The 18,983-nt window shown below is 69.5% G+C and carries 20 protein-coding genes; 4 read left to right on the forward strand and 16 right to left on the reverse strand.

What is annotated here, in order from left to right:
* Position 1: 1 nt before the first annotated feature.
* The 9 genes from FFF93_RS11680 to hemE all read right to left on the reverse strand — a co-directional run bounded on the left by FFF93_RS11680 (position 2) and on the right by hemE (position 9,620).
* Positions 2 to 1,123: an LLM class flavin-dependent oxidoreductase gene (locus FFF93_RS11680; RefSeq protein ID WP_138768766.1), complete on the reverse strand. Its 1,122-nt coding sequence runs from the start codon at positions 1,121 to 1,123 to the stop codon at positions 2 to 4.
* Positions 1,123 to 2,103 carry a porphobilinogen synthase gene (gene hemB, locus FFF93_RS11685; protein ID WP_138768765.1) on the reverse strand — a complete coding sequence of 327 codons (981 nt, stop codon included), beginning with the start codon at positions 2,101 to 2,103 and terminating at the stop codon, positions 1,123 to 1,125. The genes FFF93_RS11680 and hemB overlap by 1 nt, the downstream gene beginning before the upstream one ends.
* The gene (locus tag FFF93_RS11690) at positions 2,100 to 3,026 is read right to left on the reverse strand and encodes a uroporphyrinogen-III synthase (RefSeq protein ID WP_138768764.1); all 927 of its coding nucleotides are present in this window, start codon (positions 3,024 to 3,026) and stop codon (positions 2,100 to 2,102) included. The genes hemB and FFF93_RS11690 overlap by 4 nt, the downstream gene beginning before the upstream one ends.
* Before the next feature lie 20 nt (positions 3,027 to 3,046).
* On the reverse strand, positions 3,047 to 4,045 hold the full coding sequence (gene hemC / locus FFF93_RS11695; protein ID WP_138768763.1) for a hydroxymethylbilane synthase: 999 nt from the start codon (positions 4,043 to 4,045) through the stop codon (positions 3,047 to 3,049).
* Complete coding sequence (locus FFF93_RS11700; RefSeq protein WP_138768762.1) at positions 4,042 to 5,334, reverse strand: ferrochelatase; 1,293 nt, start codon at positions 5,332 to 5,334, stop codon at positions 4,042 to 4,044. Before FFF93_RS11700 ends, hemC begins: the two co-directional genes overlap by 4 nt.
* A complete protein-coding gene (gene hemQ, locus FFF93_RS11705) occupies positions 5,331 to 6,044 on the reverse strand; it encodes a hydrogen peroxide-dependent heme synthase (protein WP_138768761.1) in 714 nt (237 codons plus the stop codon). The genes FFF93_RS11700 and hemQ overlap by 4 nt, the downstream gene beginning before the upstream one ends.
* Before the next feature lie 108 nt (positions 6,045 to 6,152).
* Entirely contained in the window at positions 6,153 to 6,797 is a 645-nt protein-coding gene (locus FFF93_RS11710; protein WP_138768760.1) for a hypothetical protein, read from the reverse strand.
* Between the two features lie 181 nt (positions 6,798 to 6,978).
* Positions 6,979 to 8,463 (reverse strand): protoporphyrinogen oxidase, encoded by a 1,485-nt coding sequence (gene hemG, locus FFF93_RS11715; RefSeq protein ID WP_138768759.1) that lies wholly within the window; start codon positions 8,461 to 8,463, stop codon positions 6,979 to 6,981.
* Between the two features lie 8 nt (positions 8,464 to 8,471).
* Entirely contained in the window at positions 8,472 to 9,620 is a 1,149-nt protein-coding gene (gene hemE, locus FFF93_RS11720) for a uroporphyrinogen decarboxylase (RefSeq protein ID WP_138768758.1), read from the reverse strand.
* 158 nt (positions 9,621 to 9,778) lie between these two features.
* Here hemE and FFF93_RS11725 point away from each other — a divergent pair, with 158 nt between their 5' ends.
* The gene (locus FFF93_RS11725) at positions 9,779 to 11,116 is read left to right on the forward strand and encodes a glutamyl-tRNA reductase (RefSeq protein WP_138768757.1); all 1,338 of its coding nucleotides are present in this window, start codon (positions 9,779 to 9,781) and stop codon (positions 11,114 to 11,116) included.
* A 17-nt stretch (positions 11,117 to 11,133) separates the two neighbouring features.
* Here FFF93_RS11725 and FFF93_RS11730 read toward each other — a convergent pair whose 3' ends face one another.
* Both FFF93_RS11730 and moeB read right to left on the reverse strand, forming a co-directional pair.
* A complete protein-coding gene (locus FFF93_RS11730) occupies positions 11,134 to 12,141 on the reverse strand; it encodes an SDR family NAD(P)-dependent oxidoreductase (protein ID WP_138768756.1) in 1,008 nt (335 codons plus the stop codon).
* An 11-nt stretch (positions 12,142 to 12,152) separates the two neighbouring features.
* Positions 12,153 to 13,364 carry a molybdopterin-synthase adenylyltransferase MoeB gene (gene moeB, locus FFF93_RS11735; protein WP_138768755.1) on the reverse strand — a complete coding sequence of 404 codons (1,212 nt, stop codon included), beginning with the start codon at positions 13,362 to 13,364 and terminating at the stop codon, positions 12,153 to 12,155.
* Between the two features lie 84 nt (positions 13,365 to 13,448).
* Between moeB and FFF93_RS11740 the strand changes: the two genes are divergently transcribed.
* From FFF93_RS11740 to FFF93_RS11750, 3 genes are read left to right on the forward strand one after another with little or no spacing between them, the layout of a single operon-like run.
* Positions 13,449 to 14,117: a TetR/AcrR family transcriptional regulator gene (locus FFF93_RS11740; RefSeq protein ID WP_395858386.1), complete on the forward strand. Its 669-nt coding sequence runs from the start codon at positions 13,449 to 13,451 to the stop codon at positions 14,115 to 14,117.
* A gap of 54 nt (positions 14,118 to 14,171) precedes the next feature.
* On the forward strand, positions 14,172 to 14,396 hold the full coding sequence (locus FFF93_RS11745) for a DUF3107 domain-containing protein (protein ID WP_138768754.1): 225 nt from the start codon (positions 14,172 to 14,174) through the stop codon (positions 14,394 to 14,396).
* A gap of 53 nt (positions 14,397 to 14,449) precedes the next feature.
* Positions 14,450 to 14,752: a hypothetical protein gene (locus FFF93_RS11750; RefSeq protein ID WP_138768753.1), complete on the forward strand. Its 303-nt coding sequence runs from the start codon at positions 14,450 to 14,452 to the stop codon at positions 14,750 to 14,752.
* A 77-nt stretch (positions 14,753 to 14,829) separates the two neighbouring features.
* Here FFF93_RS11750 and FFF93_RS11755 read toward each other — a convergent pair whose 3' ends face one another.
* The 5 genes from FFF93_RS11755 to FFF93_RS11775 form a co-directional block, all read right to left on the reverse strand.
* On the reverse strand, positions 14,830 to 15,210 hold the full coding sequence (locus tag FFF93_RS11755) for a VOC family protein (protein WP_138770401.1): 381 nt from the start codon (positions 15,208 to 15,210) through the stop codon (positions 14,830 to 14,832).
* Positions 15,211 to 15,215: 5 nt separating this feature from the next.
* A complete protein-coding gene (locus tag FFF93_RS11760; protein WP_138768752.1) occupies positions 15,216 to 16,511 on the reverse strand; it encodes an RNA polymerase sigma factor in 1,296 nt (431 codons plus the stop codon).
* A 41-nt stretch (positions 16,512 to 16,552) separates the two neighbouring features.
* Positions 16,553 to 16,879, reverse strand: a complete 327-nt coding sequence (locus FFF93_RS11765) for a YciI family protein (RefSeq protein WP_315851476.1) — start codon at positions 16,877 to 16,879, stop codon at positions 16,553 to 16,555.
* Between the two features lie 121 nt (positions 16,880 to 17,000).
* Entirely contained in the window at positions 17,001 to 18,695 is a 1,695-nt protein-coding gene (mctP, locus tag FFF93_RS11770) for a monocarboxylate uptake permease MctP (RefSeq protein WP_261375099.1), read from the reverse strand.
* The gene (locus tag FFF93_RS11775; protein WP_138768750.1) at positions 18,692 to 18,973 is read right to left on the reverse strand and encodes a DUF3311 domain-containing protein; all 282 of its coding nucleotides are present in this window, start codon (positions 18,971 to 18,973) and stop codon (positions 18,692 to 18,694) included. The genes mctP and FFF93_RS11775 overlap by 4 nt, the downstream gene beginning before the upstream one ends.
* Between the last annotated feature and the right edge of the window lie 10 nt (positions 18,974 to 18,983).

Below are 18,983 nucleotides of genomic sequence, written 5' to 3' on the forward strand. Positions count from 1 at the left end.
CTCACAACGGCTGGTCGCGGATGGGCCCCGCGTCTGCCAGCAGGGTGGCCACGCGCGGTGCCACCTCGGTGCCGAACAGCTCGATGGAGCGCATCATGGCGGCATGCGGGAGCGTGCCGTTGCTGTACTTGAGGTCGAAGCGGTCCACGCCCAGGGTCCGCTTGAGCAGGGCGATCTTGGTGGCGACCGTCTCCGGCGAACCGACGTAGAGCGCGCCCTCGGGGGTGCACAGGTAGTCGAATTCGGCGCGGTTGCCCGGGCCCCAGCCGCGTTCGGCGCCGATCTGGTTGCGCTGGGCCAGCCAATGCGGGAAGAACTCCTCCCGCGCTTCCTCGTCGGTGGCGCCGACGTGCCCGGGCGAATGTGTGGCCATCTGCTGCATCGGGTGGCCGTACTTGGCCATGGCCTCACGGTAGAGGTCCGCCAGCGGGCCGAAGGAGCGGGGCTGGCCGCCGATGATGGCAAAGATGATCGGATAGCCGTATTCGGCGCAGCGCAGCACCGACTCGGGCGTGCCGCCGACGCCGATCCAGGCCGGCAGCAGGTGGTGCTCCAGCGGCGGGTAGACGCTGAGTCCGTTGATGGCCGGCCGGGTCCGGCCCTCCCATTTGATGGGTTTCTGCGCGCGGACCTTGTCGAAGAGCTCGAGCTTCTCCTCGAACAGGACCTCGTAGTCGGCCAGGTCGAGTCCGAACAGCGGGAAGGATTCTACGAACGAGCCGCGGCCCAGCATGACCTCGGCCCGGCCGTTGGAGAGGGCGTCGACCGTGGCGAAACGCTGGAAGACCCGGATCGGGTCATCGGAGCTGAGCACGGTCACGGCCGAGCCGAGCCGGATGCGCTTGGTCCGGGCGGCCGCCGCGGCGAGGAACACCTCGGGCGCGGAGACCGCGAAGTCGCGGCGGTGGTGCTCCCCCACGCCAAAGGCGTGCAGTCCGACCTGGTCCGCGAGTTCGGCCTGTTCGAGCAGTTGCCGGAGCACCTGCGCGTGCGGGACGGGGTGCCCGTCCGGGAACACGCCGACGTCGCCGAAGGTGTTCAGTCCGAGCAGGATCGTTTCCGGGCCCACGGGGGCCGTGGGGCTGGCCCCGGACGCCGGGTCGGGCAGTTTCGGGCCGCTCATCAGGACTCCTTCAGCCAGCCGGCGAGTTCGCTCGCCCAGTAGGTGAGGACCATGTTGGCGCCGGCCCGTTTGATGCCGAGCACGGACTCGGTAATGGCGGCCCGGCGGTCGATCCAGCCGTTCGCGGCGGCGGCTTCGATCATCGAGTACTCGCCGGAAATCTGGTAGGCGGCCACCGGTACGGGGCTCATCGCGGCCACGTCGGCGAGGATGTCGAGGTAGCTCATGGCGGGTTTGACCATCACCATGTCTGCGCCCTCCTCGAGGTCCAGTTCCACCTCGAGGATCGCTTCACGGCGGTTGGCGGCGTCCATCTGGTAGGTGCGTCGGTCCCCGGTCAGCTGGGAGTCGACGGCCTCGCGGAACGGGCCGTAGAACGCTGACGCGTACTTGGCGGCGTAGGCCACGACGGCGGTATTGGCGTGTCCCGCCTGCTCCAGCGCCCGGCGGATCACGGCGACCTGCCCGTCCATCATGCCGGAGGGGCCGAGCACATGTGCGCCGGCCTCGGCCTGGGCCACGGCCATCTGTCCGTAGATCTCGAGGGTCGCGTCGTTGTCCACGCAGCCGTGGGCGTCCAGGACGCCGCAGTGGCCGTGGTCGGTGAACTCGTCGAGGCAGACGTCGCTCATGATGACCAGCTCGTCGCCGACCTCCGCTTTCACGTCCCGGATGGCCTTGTTCAGCACGCCGTCGGGATCCAATGACGCGGTGCCGCGTGCGTCCCGTTCGGCGGGAACACCGAACAGCATGATGCCGCCCACGCCCAGCTGGACGGCCTCAGCGGCGGCGCGTTTGAGCGAGTCGGTGGTGTGTTGCTGCACGCCGGGCATCGAGGCGATCGGGTTCGGCTCCGAGAGTCCTTCGCGGATGAACGCGGGGAGGATGAGTTCTGCGGCGGAGAGGCGGTGTTCGGCCGTCAACCGGCGCATCGCGGGCGTGGTGCGGAGCCGGCGGGGGCGGTGGGTCGGGAAGCTCATGTCTGGTCCTTCACGGTCTGCGGGTGGACGGGGTGTGGGGTCGGTTGTCCTGGGTCCAGGGCTGCGATGACGGCGGCGACGAGGCCGGAGACGGTGGGTTCTTCGGCGACGGCGTCGACCGGGAGTCCGAGGGACCGGGCTTCGGCCGCCGTAGACCGTCCGATCGCGACGAGGCGGCACTCCCCCAGCGGCGAAAGTTCGGAGTGGACGCGGCGGACGGCGCTCGGTGAGGCGGCGACAACGGCGTGCAGGGTGCCGGCGTCGAGACCGGCTTTCGCCTCGGCCGGGGTGAGGACGGGAGCGTCGTGCTCCTGCTGCCGGGGCCCGGCGGGCCGGGACAGGCCGCGGCGCGGGTCCGCCGGGTAGTCGACGGTCCGGTATGCGGTAACGGCCTGGACCGAGGCGCCGCGCGCCTCTAGTCCCCGGCGGAGCCGCGGGTCGGCGATATCGGCTTGGGGCAGCAGCACGCTGGCCCGGCTCCGCGGCCAGATGTCCAGCAGCCCCGCCGCGGACTTCTGCCCGGCCGGGGCGAGGTCCACGGCGATGTCGAGTGCTTCGAGGACGCGGCGGGTGGCGGGTCCGACGGCGGCGACCTGCAGGCTGCCGGGCAGCCAGGCGCTGAGCGCGGCACCGCGTTCGGCCGCCTTAGCCTCAAGGACCTGGACCGTGGTGACGCTGCTGACCACGAGCCAGGAGTAGGCGCCTGCCCCGAGCGCGTCGAAGGCGACGTCGAGGGAGTGCTGGTCGGAGGCGTGCTCAAAGTCGATGAGGGGCAGCAACAGCGGCTCGGCGCCGGTCCCGCGCAGGGCGGACACCAGCTCGCCGGCCCGGTCCGGGCTTCGCGTGACCAGGACCCGGGCACCTTCGAGCACCCTGGGCCCGGCGTTCCCGTCCGGCCGGATGTTGGCGCTGCGGCGTCCCATCAGAGAAGAATCCGTTCGGCTCAGGAAGCGGCCAGGTCGGCGATGTCGGCGGCGCCGGCGGCCAGCAGCGCCTCGGCCAGTTCGATTCCCAGCAGGGTGGCGCCGACTTCCGTGAGCCTGTCGGTGGCCTTCTTGTCGCGGACCGTCGCTGTGCCGTCCACGGCGCAGACCACGGCTTCGAGGTGCAGCATGCTGCCCTTGCGGTGCGCGTAGGCGCCCACCGGCGCGGCGCAGCCGGCTTCCAGCCGGGCCAGGAGCGCCCGTTCGGCCGTGACAGCCAGCCGGGTGTCCGGATCGTCCAGGGCCGCGAGGGCCTGGGCGAGGACGCCCTGGGACCCTTCGGTGGACCCGGCCTTGCGGGGAGCATCAGCGGTGCGGCACTCGATCGCGAGGGAACCTTGCCCGGCGGCGGGAAGCATCACCTCGGTTTCGAGGTACTCGCTGACGGCGTCGAGCCGTCCGATGCGGTGCAGCCCGGCGGCCGCGAGCACAACGGCGTCGAGGTCGCAGGACTTGCCCTCGACGACGGCGTCGGTGCTGTTGCCCGGCAGGCCGGGCACCCGGCCCAGCCGGGTGTCGACGTTGCCGCGGATGTCACGGATGTCCAGGTCGGGGCGGGCGGCCCGCAGCTGCGCGGCCCGCCGCGGGGATCCCGTTCCCACGGTGGCGCCGGCTGGCAGCTCGGCGAGCCGGAGCCCGTCGCGGGCGCAGAGCACGTCCCGGACGTCGACGCGCTTCGGCGTCGCCGCGAGCGTCAGGCCCAACGCGGCACCGGTGGGCAGGTCCTTGAGCGAATGAACGGCGACGTCGCAGGCGTCCTGCAGCAGCGCGTCACGCAGCGCGGCCACGAACACGCCGGTGCCGCCCATCTGTGACAGCGAGCCGGTCAGGACATCGCCGTCGGTCCGGATGTGCACGAGTTCGACCGGGAATCCCCCGACGGCGGCCAGCTGGTCAGCGGTCTGCTGGGTCTGGGTGAGGGCGAGTTTGCTGGCCCGGGTGCCGATCCGAACGGTCACGGCGCAGCCTGGCCAGCCGGAGCGGAGGAGCCGGCCGGGGTCGCCGGTTCGGCGGCTGCCGGGTAGGGGCTGTGCCCGGTCCCGACGGTGGTGTCCGCGCCCGCGATGGTGGGCTTCTCGCCGCGGAAGTTGGCACAGCAGCCGGGCCGGCAGACGTCGTACCAGGGGCCGAGTTTGGTCAGGTGCGGGCGGTCGACGATGTTGTTGGCGGCGGTCCGCTCGCAGATCAGGTCCACGATGCCGGCGACAAACTTGCGGTGCGTCCCGGGCGTGGGGACGCGGGTGGCCGCGACGCCCAGCGTGCCGCAGGTTTCCAGCGCCTCGGTGTCGAGGTCCCACACGACTTCCATGTGGTCGCTGACAAAGCCCAGGGGCACAATCACGACGCCCTTGACGCCCTGGCCGGCGAGCTCCTCGATGGCATCGTTGATGTCGGGTTCCAGCCACGGCACGTGCGGGGCACCGGAGCGGGACTGGTACACGAGTGACCAGGGCGCGGTGTCGCCGGATTCGGCTTCGACCCGGCGGATGACCTCGCTGCCGGTGGCCAGGTGCTGGGCCACGTAGGCGGAGTCCTCCTCGAACTGGCGCGGCTCGGCGTCGGAGCGGCCGGCGGCCTCGGCGTCGCGGGTGGGAATGGAGTGGGTCGCGAACAGGATGTGGACCGGGGCGTCCGGGGTTCCGGCGGCAGCCAGCTGGGCGCGGACGTCGGCGAGGCCGGCGGCGGTGCCCTCGACGAACGGCTCCACGAAGCCCGGGTGGTCGAAGTACTGGCGCACCTTGTCCACTTCGAGTTTGCCGTCCAGCCCGGTTTCGGTCAGCGCCATGCCGATGTCCTCGCGGTACTGCCGGCAGCTGGAGTAGCAGGAGTAGGCACTGGTGGTGATCATCAGGACCTTGCGGTGCCCGGCGTCGTAGATTTCCTGCAGGGTCTGCGGGATGTATGGGTCCCAGTTGCGGTTGCCCCAGAAGACCGGCAGGCCGATGCCGCGGGCGGCGAGTTCGGTCTCCATGGCGGCCTTGAGTTCGCGGTTCTGGGCGTTGATCGGGCTGATGCCGCCGTTGGCGCGGTAGTGGTGCGAGACTTCTTCGAGCCGTTCGTCGGGGATGCCGCGGCCGCGGGTGACGTTGCGCAGGAACGGGATGACGTCTTCCTGGCCTTCCGGGCCGCCGAAGGAGGCGAGCAGCACGGCGTCGTAGTCCTTGGCGGCCATCCGGCCGGCCTCGGTGACGGGGTTCACGGCGGTGATCGGGTTCTCCTGGGGGTCCTGCGCTTCGAGCGGGCTCATGCGAGGACCTCGGCAATTTCGACGGGGCTGACACGGCGGCCGGTGTAGAAGGGGACCTCTTCCCGGACGTGGTGGCGGGCCTCGGTGGCGCGCAGGTGGCGCATCAGGTCAACGAGGTCAACAAGCTCCGGGGCTTCGAGGCCCAGGATCCATTCCCAATCGCCGAGGGCGAAGGAAGACACGGTGTTGGAGATGACCTGCGGGAAGTCGCGGCCCAGCAGGCCGTGGTCGCGGAGCATCGCGCCGCGCTCGGCGTCCGGCAGCAGGTACCACTCGTAGGAGCGGACAAACGGGTAGACACACAGCCACTCCGCCGGTTCCACGCCGCGCGAGAAGGCCGGGGTGTGGTTCTTGGCGAATTCTGCTTCGCGGTGCACGCCCATGGCGGACCACGCGATCTCGGTGCCGGTGAAGAGCTTGCTGCGGCGGATGTCGCGCACCGCCCGCTGCAGCGCCTCGGCCTTGGGGCCGTGCAGCCAGATCATGATGTCAGCGTCCGCCCGCATCGCGGAGACGTCGTAGCTGCCGCGGTGGACAACGCCGTCCCCGGCCAGCCGCCCAAGGAGGGCTTCGAAGTCCTCGGCGGCGTCGCCGCTGCGCAGGACGTCGGCGGAGCGCTTGAAGACCGTCCAGAGCGTGAAGAACTGCTCGGTGGATTCCTCGGCTGCTGCTCCGGTTTTAGTGACAGATTCGGCAGAAGTGTGGCTCATGGATACCAGTCTGCCCCCTCCCCCGAGGTAAGTCGAAATAGATCACTTCTACAAGGCGTAGAAGTGCTCAATTTCACAAGGCGGGGCGGGGACGGGGCGGCCGCAGGCTCAGATCCGGCGCATCCGCAAGGCCACGGCGCCGGCGCCGAGGGACACGGCGACCAGGCAGATCCCCCATCCCACCAGGGCTGAGGGCCCGGAGGGCTCGACGGCGGAAGCGGCCTGCATCCTGTCGCCGGAGGTCGCGGTCGGGGCCGGCGAGGCAGCCTTGGCGGCGGACATCGTCGTGGCGGACTGGGGCGTGCCGCTCGGCGTGGCCGACGGCGTGCCCGCCGTCGCGTCAGGGGCGGCCTCGGCGGCGGGGGTCTCAGCGGCGGGCGCCTGGACCGGCGCCGGCGCCTGCTGGCTGCCGGACGCCTGGCCGGAAACCGGCTGCGGTGCCGCCGGGACCGGCTGCGGGGCCAAGGTCCCGGGTGCCACGGGCGAGGCTGAAGCCCGCTGCTCCGGTGTCTCCGACGGGGCCGGCGCGGTGGACGTCGACGGAGGCGTGCTGCCGGTGGGGGCGGCGCTGCCGGATGTCGGCGTCGGGGACGGGGACGGGGACGGAGACGTGGACCCCAGCAGGCCGCCGATCACGCCGTCGATGCCTACGGAAATTGAGGCTGTCGGCGCGTCCGGGCTGGGCGTCGGCGTCGCAGCCTGGGTGGCAGGAACCCCTGCGGTGAGAGCCAGTACCGCTCCGAGCGCCGCCACTGCCGTGCCGCGTCGAAGTCCCCCATGGTGACCGGCCGGCGTTTCTGGAACTTCGGACCTGTGCATAACCATGGTCATCGAGCCTAGCCGCTGAACGCCGGCGGGGAAAATTTGCCGAACGGGCCCCGTTCCGGCTACCGGGCACCTCGCGGGGCCGGAGTCCGGCCCGCCGGCGCCCCAGTTAAGGGAGCAGGGCAGCCACGTGCCTGGGGGTGTCGGCAACAATGGCGGCGAGCCCGTTTCCGGCCAGCCAGCCGCCGACGACGGCTAGGCCGCCCTCCGCCGCGCAAAGCTGCCGGACCTGGTCGACGCGGCGCTTGTGGCCGAGCGCGGCGAAGGGCAGCGCGCCGGACCAGCGCACCACGTCCCAGCCCGCGACGTCGGCCGCGGACAGCGGGACGGCGAGCAGCGTGGAGGCATCCTGGAGTGCGGCGGCGAACAGTTCCTCGTCGCTCCGCGGTTCGGGGTGGGCCGCGCCGCCGTTAGGGGCGGTGTCGCCCCGCCCGTAGGAGAGGCGCAGGACATGCCGCCCGGGTGCCGTGCGTTCGGCCAGCCAGGCCCATTTGGCGGTGGCGTGGGTCAGCGCCTTGGCCCGGATGCCGGCGCTTTGCGGGGCCACGAGGACGCCGGTGCCGCGCGGCGCCGCGTCCAGGTCCGGTCGGTCCAGCACGAGGGTCACCAGCCTCACATCGGGGCCGGCCTCGGGGCGGAGGGCGGCCAGGGCGGGCAACGTGCCGGAGAGGAGCTGGACGGCGGCCGGGCCCTCCACCGCCACCACCAGCCGTTCGGCGTCGAAAGAGTCGCCTCCGGCGGTGACGCGCCAGCCGCCCGGGACGCGCTGCACCGCTTCGGCTCGGGTCCCGCTGAGCAGGGTGGCGTCCAGCCGGCGCAGCTCCGCGAGGAGGGCCGTGATCAGGGTGTGCATGCCGCCGCGAAGGCCGGCGACGGCGGAGCCCGCCTTCTGCAGCCCGGGCTGCAGGGCGTCCGGGCGGGCGGGCGACGCACGGCGCTGCGCGGCCACGGCTGCGGCCAGCGAGCCGTGGCTGCGGATGCCGGCGCGCAGGCCGGGCGCCACCATATCGACGTCGAGTAAGGCCGGGTCGGCCGAGTGCACGCCGCCGACCACGGGCGAGACGAGCCGGTCCAGCACGCGCCTGCCCATCCGGACCCGGACCAGGGCGGCCACGCTGGTGGCCTCGGCCGTGGTGCCGACTGATGCCGGAAGCAGCGCGTCCACGGAGGCGCGGAGGGAGCCAACCAGGCCCAGGGAGCGCCGGACTTCCGGGTCCCAGGGGTTGGCCGGGATGCCGAGCACCCCGGTCTTTGGCAGTTCCCGGGGGCCTTCGGGCAGCTGGACCCAGGCGCCGCCGGGGTTGGGCAGGACGATCTGCGCGCCGAGGCCCAGTTCTTCGGCCAGCCGGGCCACCGCCGCGGAGCGGGTGGCGAAGGATTCGGCTCCGCTGTCCAGGGTCAGGCCTGCCACCACGTGGCTGCCCACGCAGCCGCCCCAGTCCCCGGAGGCTTCCAGCACCGTGGTCCGGACGCCTGCCCGGGCCAGTTGCCGGGCGGCCAGCAGGCCGGAGATGCCGCCGCCCACCACCACGGCGGTCGGCGCGGCGGCGGTGGAAGCAGTGGAATCGGCGGCGGCGTCAGTACCGGTGGCCATCGCGGGGCTTACTCCGGGGCGATCGAGTGGATCAGTTCGACCACGCGGGTCAGGACGGCCGCGTCAGTTTCGGGTGGCACACCGTGGCCCAGGTTCAGGACGTGCCCGGGGGCCGCGGAGCCGGCCTTAATGACGTCCCGGACGTGGGCTTCGAGGATTTCCCACGGTGCGGAGAGCAGCGCCGGGTCGATGTTGCCCTGAAGCGGAACGGTCCCGCCGAGCCGGCGGTTGGCCTCGTCCAGCGGCAGCCGGTAGTCGACGCCGACGACGTCCACGCCGACGTCGCGCATTGCCACGAGCAATTCGGAGGTGCCGGTACCGAAGTGGATCAGCGGTGCCCCGAGGTGCCGGACGTGGTCCAGGGCGCGGGCCGACGCCGGGGCCACGAAGCGTTCGTAGTCGGCCAGCCCCAGCGAACCCGCCCAGGAATCGAAGAGCTGCGCGGCGGAGGCACCGGCTTCCAGCTGCGCGCGGAGGAACATGCCGGACGCGTCCGCTGCCCAGTTCGCCAGCGCCGTCCAGGTCTCCGGATCCGCGTGCATCATGGTGCGCGGGCCGAGGTGGTCGCGGGAGGGCTTGCCTTCCACCATGTAGGCCGCGAGCGTGAACGGTGCACCGGCGAAACCGATCAGCGGCGTGCTGCCCAGTTCAGCCACGGTCAGCCGGACGGCTTCGCGGATCGGTTCCAGGGCTTCCCAGGTCAGCTGCGGGAGGGCGGCGACGTCGGCCGCGGTGCGCACCGGCTTGTCCAGCACGGGTCCCACGCCGGGGACAATGTCAACGCCGACGCCGGCCAGCTTGAGCGGGATGACGATATCGGAGAAGAAGATCGCGGCGTCGACGTCGTGCCTGCGCACGGGCTGGAGGGTGATCTCGGAGGCCAGTTCGGGGCGCAGGCAGGAGTCCAGCATGGCAACGCCTTCGCGCACCTTGAGGTATTCCGGCAGCGAGCGGCCGGCCTGGCGCATGAACCAGACGGGGCGCCGTGAGGGCTTACCGCCGCGGTAGGCGGTGATCAGCGGTGAGTTGGCAGTGCGGCCGTCCATCAAGGGGTGGCCGGCGTCGAGGCGGTTGCGTGCCGAGCCGTCGGGTGCCGTGCCGTCGGTTGCAGTGCCGTTCATTGCCGTGCCGTTCGATGCCGCAGCGCTAGGAGTCATGCCTTTGATTGTGCCGAAAATCGGCCTCAAAAGATAACGACAACCTGTCAGCCGCGGCGCTGCCAGCCCCGTCGTGGCGCGAATCACACCCCGGGGTGGGCAGTCCCACGCCCGGTAGTTGTTCTACAAGGACGCGAAAAAGCTATGATTGTCCTGCTGTGGTTCTTTTCTCATTGGTGGCTACACACGCCGACATCGACCTCGAGACCGTTGCTCAACTGAGCACCGGCGCTTCGGGGCTTGCCACATCCGCCCTCGCCGGATCGCCGGCCGTGGCGGGTGCCGTCGTCCTTGCCACCTGCAACCGCTTCGAGATTTACGGCGAAGCCCCGCACCCGGACGATGTCGAAGCGGCCCGCGCCGCGCTCGTTTCCCAGATCAGCGGCGCCAGCGGCCTCAACGAGCAACTCGTCTCCCGCGCTTTTAATACCCGCACCGGCCCCGACGTCAGCCGCCACCTGTTCGCGGTCAGTTCCGGACTGGATTCCGCCGTCGTCGGGGAACGCGAAATCGCCGGCCAGGTCCGGCGCGCCCTGATCACGGCGCAGCACGAAGGCACCGCCAGCTCCGGTCTCGTGCGGCTGTTCCAGGCCGCTTCCAAGACCGCCAAGGACGTCGGCGCGCAGACGGCGCTCGGCTCGCGCGGGCTTTCCATCGTCTCCGTCGCCCTGGACCTCGCGACCGACCTGTCCGAGAATCCGGACTGGTCCAGCAAGAAGGCCGTTGTCTTCGGTACCGGCGCCTACGCCGGCGCCACCATGTCGCTGCTGCGCGAACGCGGCTGCACCGACGTCTCGGTGTTCTCCTCCTCTGGCCGCGCCGCCGGTTTCGTCGCCACCCGCGGCGGCACCGCCCTGGACAGCGCTTCGCTGCCGGGCGCCGTCGCGGCCGCCGATGTGATGATTGGCTGCAGTGGCTCCGACAACCGCGTCGAAGCCGCCGAACTGGCCAGGATCCGCTCCTCGTCGCCGCAGCCGTTGATCGCGATCGATCTGGCCCTGACCCACGATTTCGACCCCGCCGTCGCCGAGCTCGACGGCGTTGAGCTGCTCACGCTGGAGTCGGTCCGGCTGGCTGCCCCGCAGGAGCAGGCGGAGTCCCTGAACCAGGCCAGCGGCATCGTCGACGGCGCCGCCACTGCCTTCGAGCAGGAACGCGAGGCGCGCTCGGTCGATTCGGCGATCGTGGCCCTGCGTCGGCACACCATGGACGTGCTCGACGCCGAGATGGAAAAGGTTCGCGCCCGCCACGGCTGCACCGCCGCGGCGGAGGAAGTCGAATTCGCGCTGCGCCGGATGGTCAAGCAGCTGCTGCACATACCCACCGTCCGCGCCCGCGAACTCGCCGCGAACGGCCAGCAGGACAACTACGTGGCCGGCCTTGAAGCCGTCTACGGCATCACGGTCGAACAGCCGGCGGCCCGCAGCTCGGCCGCCGAGTGCCCGGTCGACCACAGCGCGACCACCCCCGTCGAGGGCGGACGGGAAACAGCCTAGGCCTCGACGGCCCAGTCTTACTCCGCGGCGAAGGCGTTGATGCCCGTCAACTCGGCGGACAGTTGCCAGAGGCGCGCGGCGTCCGTCCGGTCCACGGCGTGGGCATCCACTCCCCTGATCCGCGCCTCCGGCGTCCCCGGCACGGTGGGCTCAGCAATGTCGCAGTCCTCGCAATAGACCCCTCCCTTGCCCGCCAGCAGCGGCGAGGTCGCCGCCCAGACCGACGTCGCGGCGCCCTGGGCCGGCGTCTTGAACCGCTCGTTGAGTTTGCCGTCCGCGTCCATCCAGCCCGAGGCGATCATTTCCTCCCGGGGCAGGTGGCGCTGCAGTTCAGTCATGATGCCGCCCGGGTGTACGGCAAAGGCCCGGACACCCGAATCCTTCCCGAGCGCGTCCAACTGCACGGCGAACAGCGCGTTCGCCGTCTTCGCCTGCCCGTACGCCTTCCATTTGTCATAGCCAGAGTCGAAATTGATGTCGTCGAAACGGATCGGCGACAGCTTGTGGCCGGTGGAAGACAGAGCCACCACGCGGGCGCCCTCCCCCGCCGCCAGCGCGGGCCACAGCAGGTTGGTCAGCGCGAAGTGGCCCAGGTGGTTGGTGGCAAATTGGGATTCCCAGCCCGGGCCGACGCGGCGTTCCGGGCTGGCCATGATGGCGGCGTTGTTGATCAGGATGTCCAGGCTGCCGGCCTCGCCAAGGAACTCCGAGGCGAGGAAACCGGCCGCGAACTCCCGGACGCCGGACAGCTCGGCGAGGTCCAGCCCGGCGACGCTGACGCCGTCGAGTCCGGCCGCGTCCAGGACCTGGCGCGCGTGCTCCGGCCGCCGCGCCGGGACCATCACCCGGGCTCCGGCCGAGGCCAGGGCCCGCACCGTCTCCAGGCCCAGCCCGGAGTAGCCGCCGGTCACAACGGCGGTCTTCCCGGCCAGGTCCAGCCCCGCGACCACCTCCGCCGCCGTCGAACGCGGGCCAAAACCCGAGCCGATCTTGTGCTGCGGGGTCAGGCCGGTGTCTTTGCTCATCGCAGTGCCTCTCAGTAGACCGGTTTGCCGGGTTCGACGTCGCGGACCCAGGCGAGGATGCCACCTTCGAGGTGGCTGACCCGTTCGTAGCCGGCCGCACGGGCAGCGGCCAGGACGGCGGCGGAACGGGTGCCGCCCTTGCAGTGGAAGACGATGTCGGTATCCTGCGGCAGCTCGGCCCACGCATCGCCGGCCAGAATCCGGCCCTGCGGGATGAGTCGGGCGCCTTCGATGTTGACGATCTCGAATTCGCCGCTCTCGCGGACGTCCACGAGCTGGAAGTCCTTCAATCCGGCCTTCCGCGACGCCAGCATGGTGGCGAGCTGGGTGGCGGTGACGGTATGTTCGGTGCCGGCGTCGGCGGCGGGTGTGATCCCGCAGAAGGCCTCGTAGTCGGTGAGTTCGGTGATGCGGGGCGCCTCGGGGTCCCGGGAGACCTTGATCTCGCGCCAGGTGCCTCCGAGGGCGTCGAACAGCGCCACGCGCCCCAGCAGGGAACGCCCGACGCCGGTGATGAGCTTGACCGCCTCGGTCACCATGAGGGACCCGACTGCCGCGCACAGCATGCCGAACACGCCGCCCTCCCCGCACGAGGGGACCGACCCCGCGGGGGGCGCCTCCGGATACAGGTCCCGGTACGTCGGGCCGTGCTGTTCCCAGAAGACGCTGACCTGCCCGTCGAACCGGAAGATTGAGCCCCATACATAGGGCTTGCCTAGGATCGCGGCCGCATCGTTGACGAGGTAACGGGTGGCGAAGTTGTCGGCGCCGTCGATGATCAGGTCGTAGCCTGCGAAGAGGTCCAGGGCGTTAGCGGCGTCAAGGCGGACGTTGTGCAGCCGGACCTCCACCAGGGGATTCAGCGCGGCGATGGCGTCGCGTGCGGACTCGGTCTTGGGCCGGCCGACGTCGGCCACGCCGTGGATCACCTGGCGCTGGAGGTTGCTCAGGTCCACGTCGTCGTCGTCGATGATGCCGAGCGTCCCCACCCCGGCGGCGGCCAGGTAGAGCAGGGCGGGCGAGCCGAGGCCGCCGGCGCCGATCACCAGGACCTTGGCGTTCTTCAGGCGGCGCTGCCCGAGTGCCCCGATCTCGGGAATGATCAGGTGGCGGGAGTAGCGCTCCACCTCGTCGGGGGTGAGTCCGTCCGCCGGTTCAACCAGCGGTCCGGGCGCCGGTGCCGGTGATGCGGTGGTGCCGTGTGCGGTCAACTTGGAAGCCATACTTCAATCTATGCCCGAAGTTGCCGCCAGGTCATATTACCCCCGCGTAAAGTGGAGCTAACAGCGAGGGAAAGTAGGCCAACAGTGGTTCACCAGACACCGGTTGAGCGGGGACATACCGGAAAGTCAACGGCCGGCCAGACGCGCGGCGGGACTCAGCGGTCGGCGCGGCTCCCGCGCGACGAACGGCGCGCGCAGTTGCTCGCTGCCGCGCAGGAGGTCTTCGTGGCCAACGGCTACCACGGTGCGGCCATGGATGAAATCGCCGAGACGGCGCATGTGAGCAAGCCGGTGCTGTACCAGCACTTTCCGTCGAAGCGGGACCTTTACCTGGCGCTGCTGGACAGGCACCTCTCGGCACTGACCGAGCTCATGCTGGGTGCCCTGAATTCGACCACGGACAACGACGAGCGCGTCCAGGCCGTCATGCGGGCTTACTACCACTTCATCGCCAGCGACGACCAGGCCCACCGGCTAGTCTTTGAATCGGATCTGGTCAACGACGTCGATGTGAGCGCCCGGCTGGAAACCTTCAACAAGACGTTCGCCGATGCGATCGCGAAAGTTATCGCCGAGGACACCAAGCTGCCGCTGCTGGAAGCCCAGCTGCTGGGCCGCGGGCTGGCCGGAATGGCGCAGGTCAGCGCCCGGTACTGGCTGGAAACCGACGGCAACCTGGACCTCGATGTGGCCAGCGACCTGATCTACCGTTTAGCTTGGCGCGGAATCTCCCGCTTCCCCAAAGAGTCCTAGACTACAAATAGAGAACACACGTGTGAACACTTTGATTGGCTGGGAGGCCTTGCTGTGGAAGTAAAGATCGGCATTCAGAACATCGGCCGCGAAATTGCCCTGGAATCGAACCAGGACGCCGACGCGGTGGCGAAGCTTGTGGGCGAGGCCATTTCCAAGGGCACCGAACTCCGCCTGACCGATGAGAAGGGCCGCCAGGTCATCATCCCGGCCAACGTCCTGGGCTATGTCGAAATCGGCGCCGAGGAAGTCCGCCGGGTCGGTTTCGGCGCGCTGTAGGCGCGGCCAACCGGATCCGCCCCGTCCAATCCGCAGTTCCCAAAGGAGTCTGAATGCTGTCCCTGATTGTGGTCGCCATGGTGGCCGTGGCCGCGGGGTTCGTGGTCTGGGCCAATGACAAGCGGCACGCCAAGTACGGCATCAGCGTGCCCGCGGGAATTGCCGTCGGTGTAGCGATGCTGAGCTGGATCATTTTTGTGGCGGCCGGCTTCGGCTACCTGCCGGGCCTGACCTGGATCCCGTGGGTCCTGCCGCTGCTGCTGGGCACGGCCGCGGCAGTCGGCGCCGTGATCTACCTCGGCCGGTCCCGGACCCGGCTGGACACCGAGCGGATGTCTGCGATCCTGCGGCTCTAACGGGAACGCAAAAGTCCTCAACGGTGTGGCCGCTCCCCCTAGGGTGGGCGGCCACACTGCTTTAAGCGGTCTCCGCTTTAAGCGGTTTCCGCCGGTGCGGTGGACTCCTGGATGACCCAGCGGTTCCCGTCCGGGTCGCTGAAGTAGGCGAAGGCAATCCCGCCCATGTCCTGGACCGCACTGATCTCGGCTCCGCGTCGCAGCAGTTCCGCGCGCGTGGCCGCCATGTCAGGGACCACCAACTGCAGCCCCTCAAGGCTCCCGGGGACCATCGTGGTCATGCCCGTACCCACAACTATCGAGGTGGCGGAACCGGGCGGCGTGAGTTGCACGACCCGCATTCCCGGAATGTATTCCACGTCGTGATCCAGCGCGAAGCCCAGCTTCTCCGTATAGAACAATTTCGCCGCATCGACGTCGGCGACCGGTACTTGTACGACTTCCAGGCGCATTTCCATGCTGGTCACAGTACTCCGGGTTCCTCTCGGCGGGTCTCCGCCAAACGTTTGCTGAGGTAGCGTCGCTCGGCCTCAGACGGTGCCAGTTCCCGGGCCCGCCGGTATTCGCGGCCGGCCTCCGGCATCCGGCCCAGGCGCCGCAGAAGGTCCGCTTTCGCCGCAGGCAGGAGGTAATACCCTTCCAGCGACCGGGTCCGTTCCAGCTCGTCGATGAGGGCCAGCCCCGCGTCCGGCCCCCGGGACATGGCGACGGCCACGGCGCGGTTGAGTTCCACCACCGGTGACGGCGCCAGCCGGGCGAGGCGGTCGTAGAGCAGGGCCAGCCTGGAAAAATCGGTGCTGCCGAACTCGCGGGCGGTCATGTGGCACCCGGCGATGGCGGCCTGGATCCGGTAACTGCCCGGCCGGGACCCGCATACGATGCCTATCCGGTCCGCAGCCGTCAGCAGCGCCACCGCCTCCGCGGTAGCCTCCCGGTCCCAGAGCTCGCGGTCCTGGTCCTCCAGCGTGACCAGATCCCCCGCAGCGTCGGTCCGGGCATGTCGGCGGCCATGGTGGAACAGCATCAGCGCCAGCAGACCCATGGCCTCCGGCTGATGCGGGGACCCGTCAAGCAAGGCGATCAGCAGCCGGTTGAGTCGGATCGCTTCCCGGGCAAGCGGCTCCCGCACCAGGGAGTCGCCGCCGCCGGCCGAATATCCTTCGTTGAACATCAGGTAGAGGACGGCAAGGATCCCGGCCGTACGTTCCGAGACCAGCTCCGGCGGCGGGACGCGGTAAGGGATCCCGGCATCGCGTATTTTGGCTCGGGCGCGGACCAGCCGTTTGGACATGGTCGCCTCCGAGACGAGGAACGCGCGCGCGATCTCGGCGGTCGTCAGGCCGGCCACGGTGCGCAAGGTCAGGGCCACCCGCGCCTCGAGCGGAAGGGCTGGATGGCAGCAGGTGTAGATCAGGCGCAGCCGGTCGTCACCCTCGGCCGGATCGCCGGCTTCGTCGTCCGCCAGCCCCTCGAGCCGGGCCAGAATCGAGAGTTCCCGCACCGCCTTCTGCTCGCTGGCCGCACTCCGCAGGCAGTCAATGGCCCTGTTTTTGGCAACGGTGGTGAGCCAGGCGGCGGGGTTTCCGGGGATCCCCCGTTCGAGCCAGTCGACGAGGGCGCGCGCGAAAGCGTCCTGGACACAGTCTTCGGCCAGGCTCCAGTCTCCAGTGATGCGGATCAGGGTGGCGGTGATCCGTGCTGCCTCCAGTGCGGACACCGCCTCAATGGCGGCCTGCACCTCCGCTGCCTCCACGGTCATCCGCTCCCCCTGCTCTGACGTTCCCGGCTGTCGACGGATCGCTACAACCCGAGCGGCCACACGGGTCTGATCTCGATCTTGCCGAATTTTGCCATCGGATGCTTGGACGCTACCTCAATCGCCTCGTCGAGGTCGTCGCAGGCGATGATGTCATAGCCCGCAATCCATTCCTTCGTCTCGGCAAACGGGCCGTCGGCGACCACCACCTCGCCCGCGCGCACCGTGACGGTGGTCGCGTCCTCGACAGGACGCAGCCTGTCGCCGTGGCGGGTGATGCCCCTGGCGTCCATCTCCGCACCCCACTCCACGATGTTGTCCTCCGCAGGCACATATTCCGGTGCCGTGGGATCGGTGCAGATGAAAAGCATGTAGTCCACAGTGACTCCTTCTGGTAGGTCGGTACATCAGTACGACGAGGAAGGGGCCGGTAAAAGGACACTTGGCGGAAAGATCTTTTGTTGGGCCAGCTGCCTTGTTGAGCTTAGGGCTTCAGTACGTGGGGCCCCCTGGCTCGACGAGGGGGTGCTCGCGCTGGAGCTGGGCAACTTTCGGGTCGTTCTCGTCGGCGCCGTAGTCCGAGGCGCGGGTGATGTCCTTCCCGTCGGCGACTTTCATTGCACGGAAGAGCAGGGACAGGATGGCCGCGACGACGAGGTTTATCGCGAAGGCCACGACGGCGATGTAGACCTGGACGTCGGTGCCGGGGATGGCCGCGATGGAACCGCCAAAGTGGGCTTTCGTGACGGGGTTGACCACGTTGTACGCCGCGATGGTGCCGTACGCGATGCCGGCCGCCCAGCCGGCGAACAGGGCCCAGCGGTGGAACCAGCGGGTATAGAGTCCCGCCACGATGGCCGGGAAGGTCTGCAGTATCCAGATGCCGCCGAGGAGTTGCATGTTGATGGCCGCGGACTGGTCCATGGCAATGACGAAGATCAGGGCACCGAACTTGACCACCAGCGAGGCGATCTTGGAGACGCTGGCTTCCTGCCGCGGAGTGGCGTCCGGCTTGATCAGGTCCCGGTAGATGTTTCGGGTGAACAGGTTCGCCGCGGCGATGGACATGATGGCGGCCGGGACCAGCGCCCCGATGGCGATGGCGGCGAGGGCAATGCCGGCAAACCACGCCGGGAACTGGTCAAGGAACAGTTGCGGAACAACCAGTTGCGGGTTGACGGCGCCGTTCAGGTCCGTGGGCTTGGTGCCGGCGTAAATGGCCGCGTATCCCAGGAGCGCCAGGAAACCCAGCATCAGGGAGTACAGCGGCAGCACCGCGGCGTTCCGGCGGATGGTGTTCCTGCTTTTGGTGGCCAGGACGCCCGTGATCGAGTGCGGATACATGAACAGGGCGAGTGCGGAGCCCAGGGCAAGCGTCCAATACGCGGAGTAACTGGACGCGCCCGGGATGAACGCGCCCGCCGGTTTGCCGGTCGCAGGGCTGACCGTCGCCAGCTTCGTCTGGGCAGAGTCGAAGATGGGGCCCCACCCGCCGAACTTGATGGGCAGGTAAATCACCGCGACGATCACGGCGAGATAGATCAGCAGGTCCTTCACGACGGCGATCAGGGCCGGCGCGCGCAGGCCGGAGGTGTAGGTATAGGCGGCCAGGACCACGAACGCGATGATGAGCGGCAGGTCGGTCAGCAGCACATTCTCTGCGCTGCCCAGACCGAGCACGGTGAGCACGGCCTTGATGCCCACCAGTTGCAGGGCAATGTAGGGCATGGTGGCTACGATGCCGGTGACAGCCACCGCAACCGTCAGCGCCCTGCTGCCATAGCGGCCGCCGACGAAGTCGGCTGGCGTGACAAAACCGTGCCGGTGCGAGACGGACCACAGCCTGCTCATCAGCAAGAACACGATCGGATAGAGCACGATTGTGTAGGGCACCGCAAAGAAGCCGCTCACGGCGCCGGTGGCCCACATCGCCGCCGGCACCGCCACGAACGTGTAAGCGGTGTAGAGGTCGCCTCCAAGCAGGAACCAGGTCACCCAGGTTCCGAAGCCCCGGCCGCCAAGGCCCCATTCGTCCAGGCTATGCAGCCCTGTCGTCTTTTCCCGCCGCCACCGCGCGGCAAAGAAACCCAGGACCGCCACCAGGAGGAAGAGGATGATCACAATGGTGAGTGCTACGCCGTTGACCGGCCGGTCCGGGGCCGCCAGCGGCACGCCGGCCCCGTTCACCGTTCCACCCCGTCGGCCAGGCGGCTGCGGACGGATTCGCGGCGACGCCGGTCTTCCTTCGTGACCAGCCAGTAGGAGATCCCCACCAGGGCTGCGGTGACCGGTATCCACGCCATCTGATACCAGTAGAAGAAGGGGATACCGCCCAACCGCGGTTCGTCGTACGAATACGCCGGCACATACAGGGGAACCACGATGGCTATAAGCAAAAGGATTCCGGAAATCACATAGGGACCCGGTCTGGCCGGTCCGCGCGTGGGCACTTCAGGACTGGACATGCACGCCTCC

The sequence above is a fragment of the Arthrobacter sp. KBS0702 genome (assembly GCF_005937985.2).
Taxonomy (GTDB): domain Bacteria; phylum Actinomycetota; class Actinomycetes; order Actinomycetales; family Micrococcaceae; genus Arthrobacter.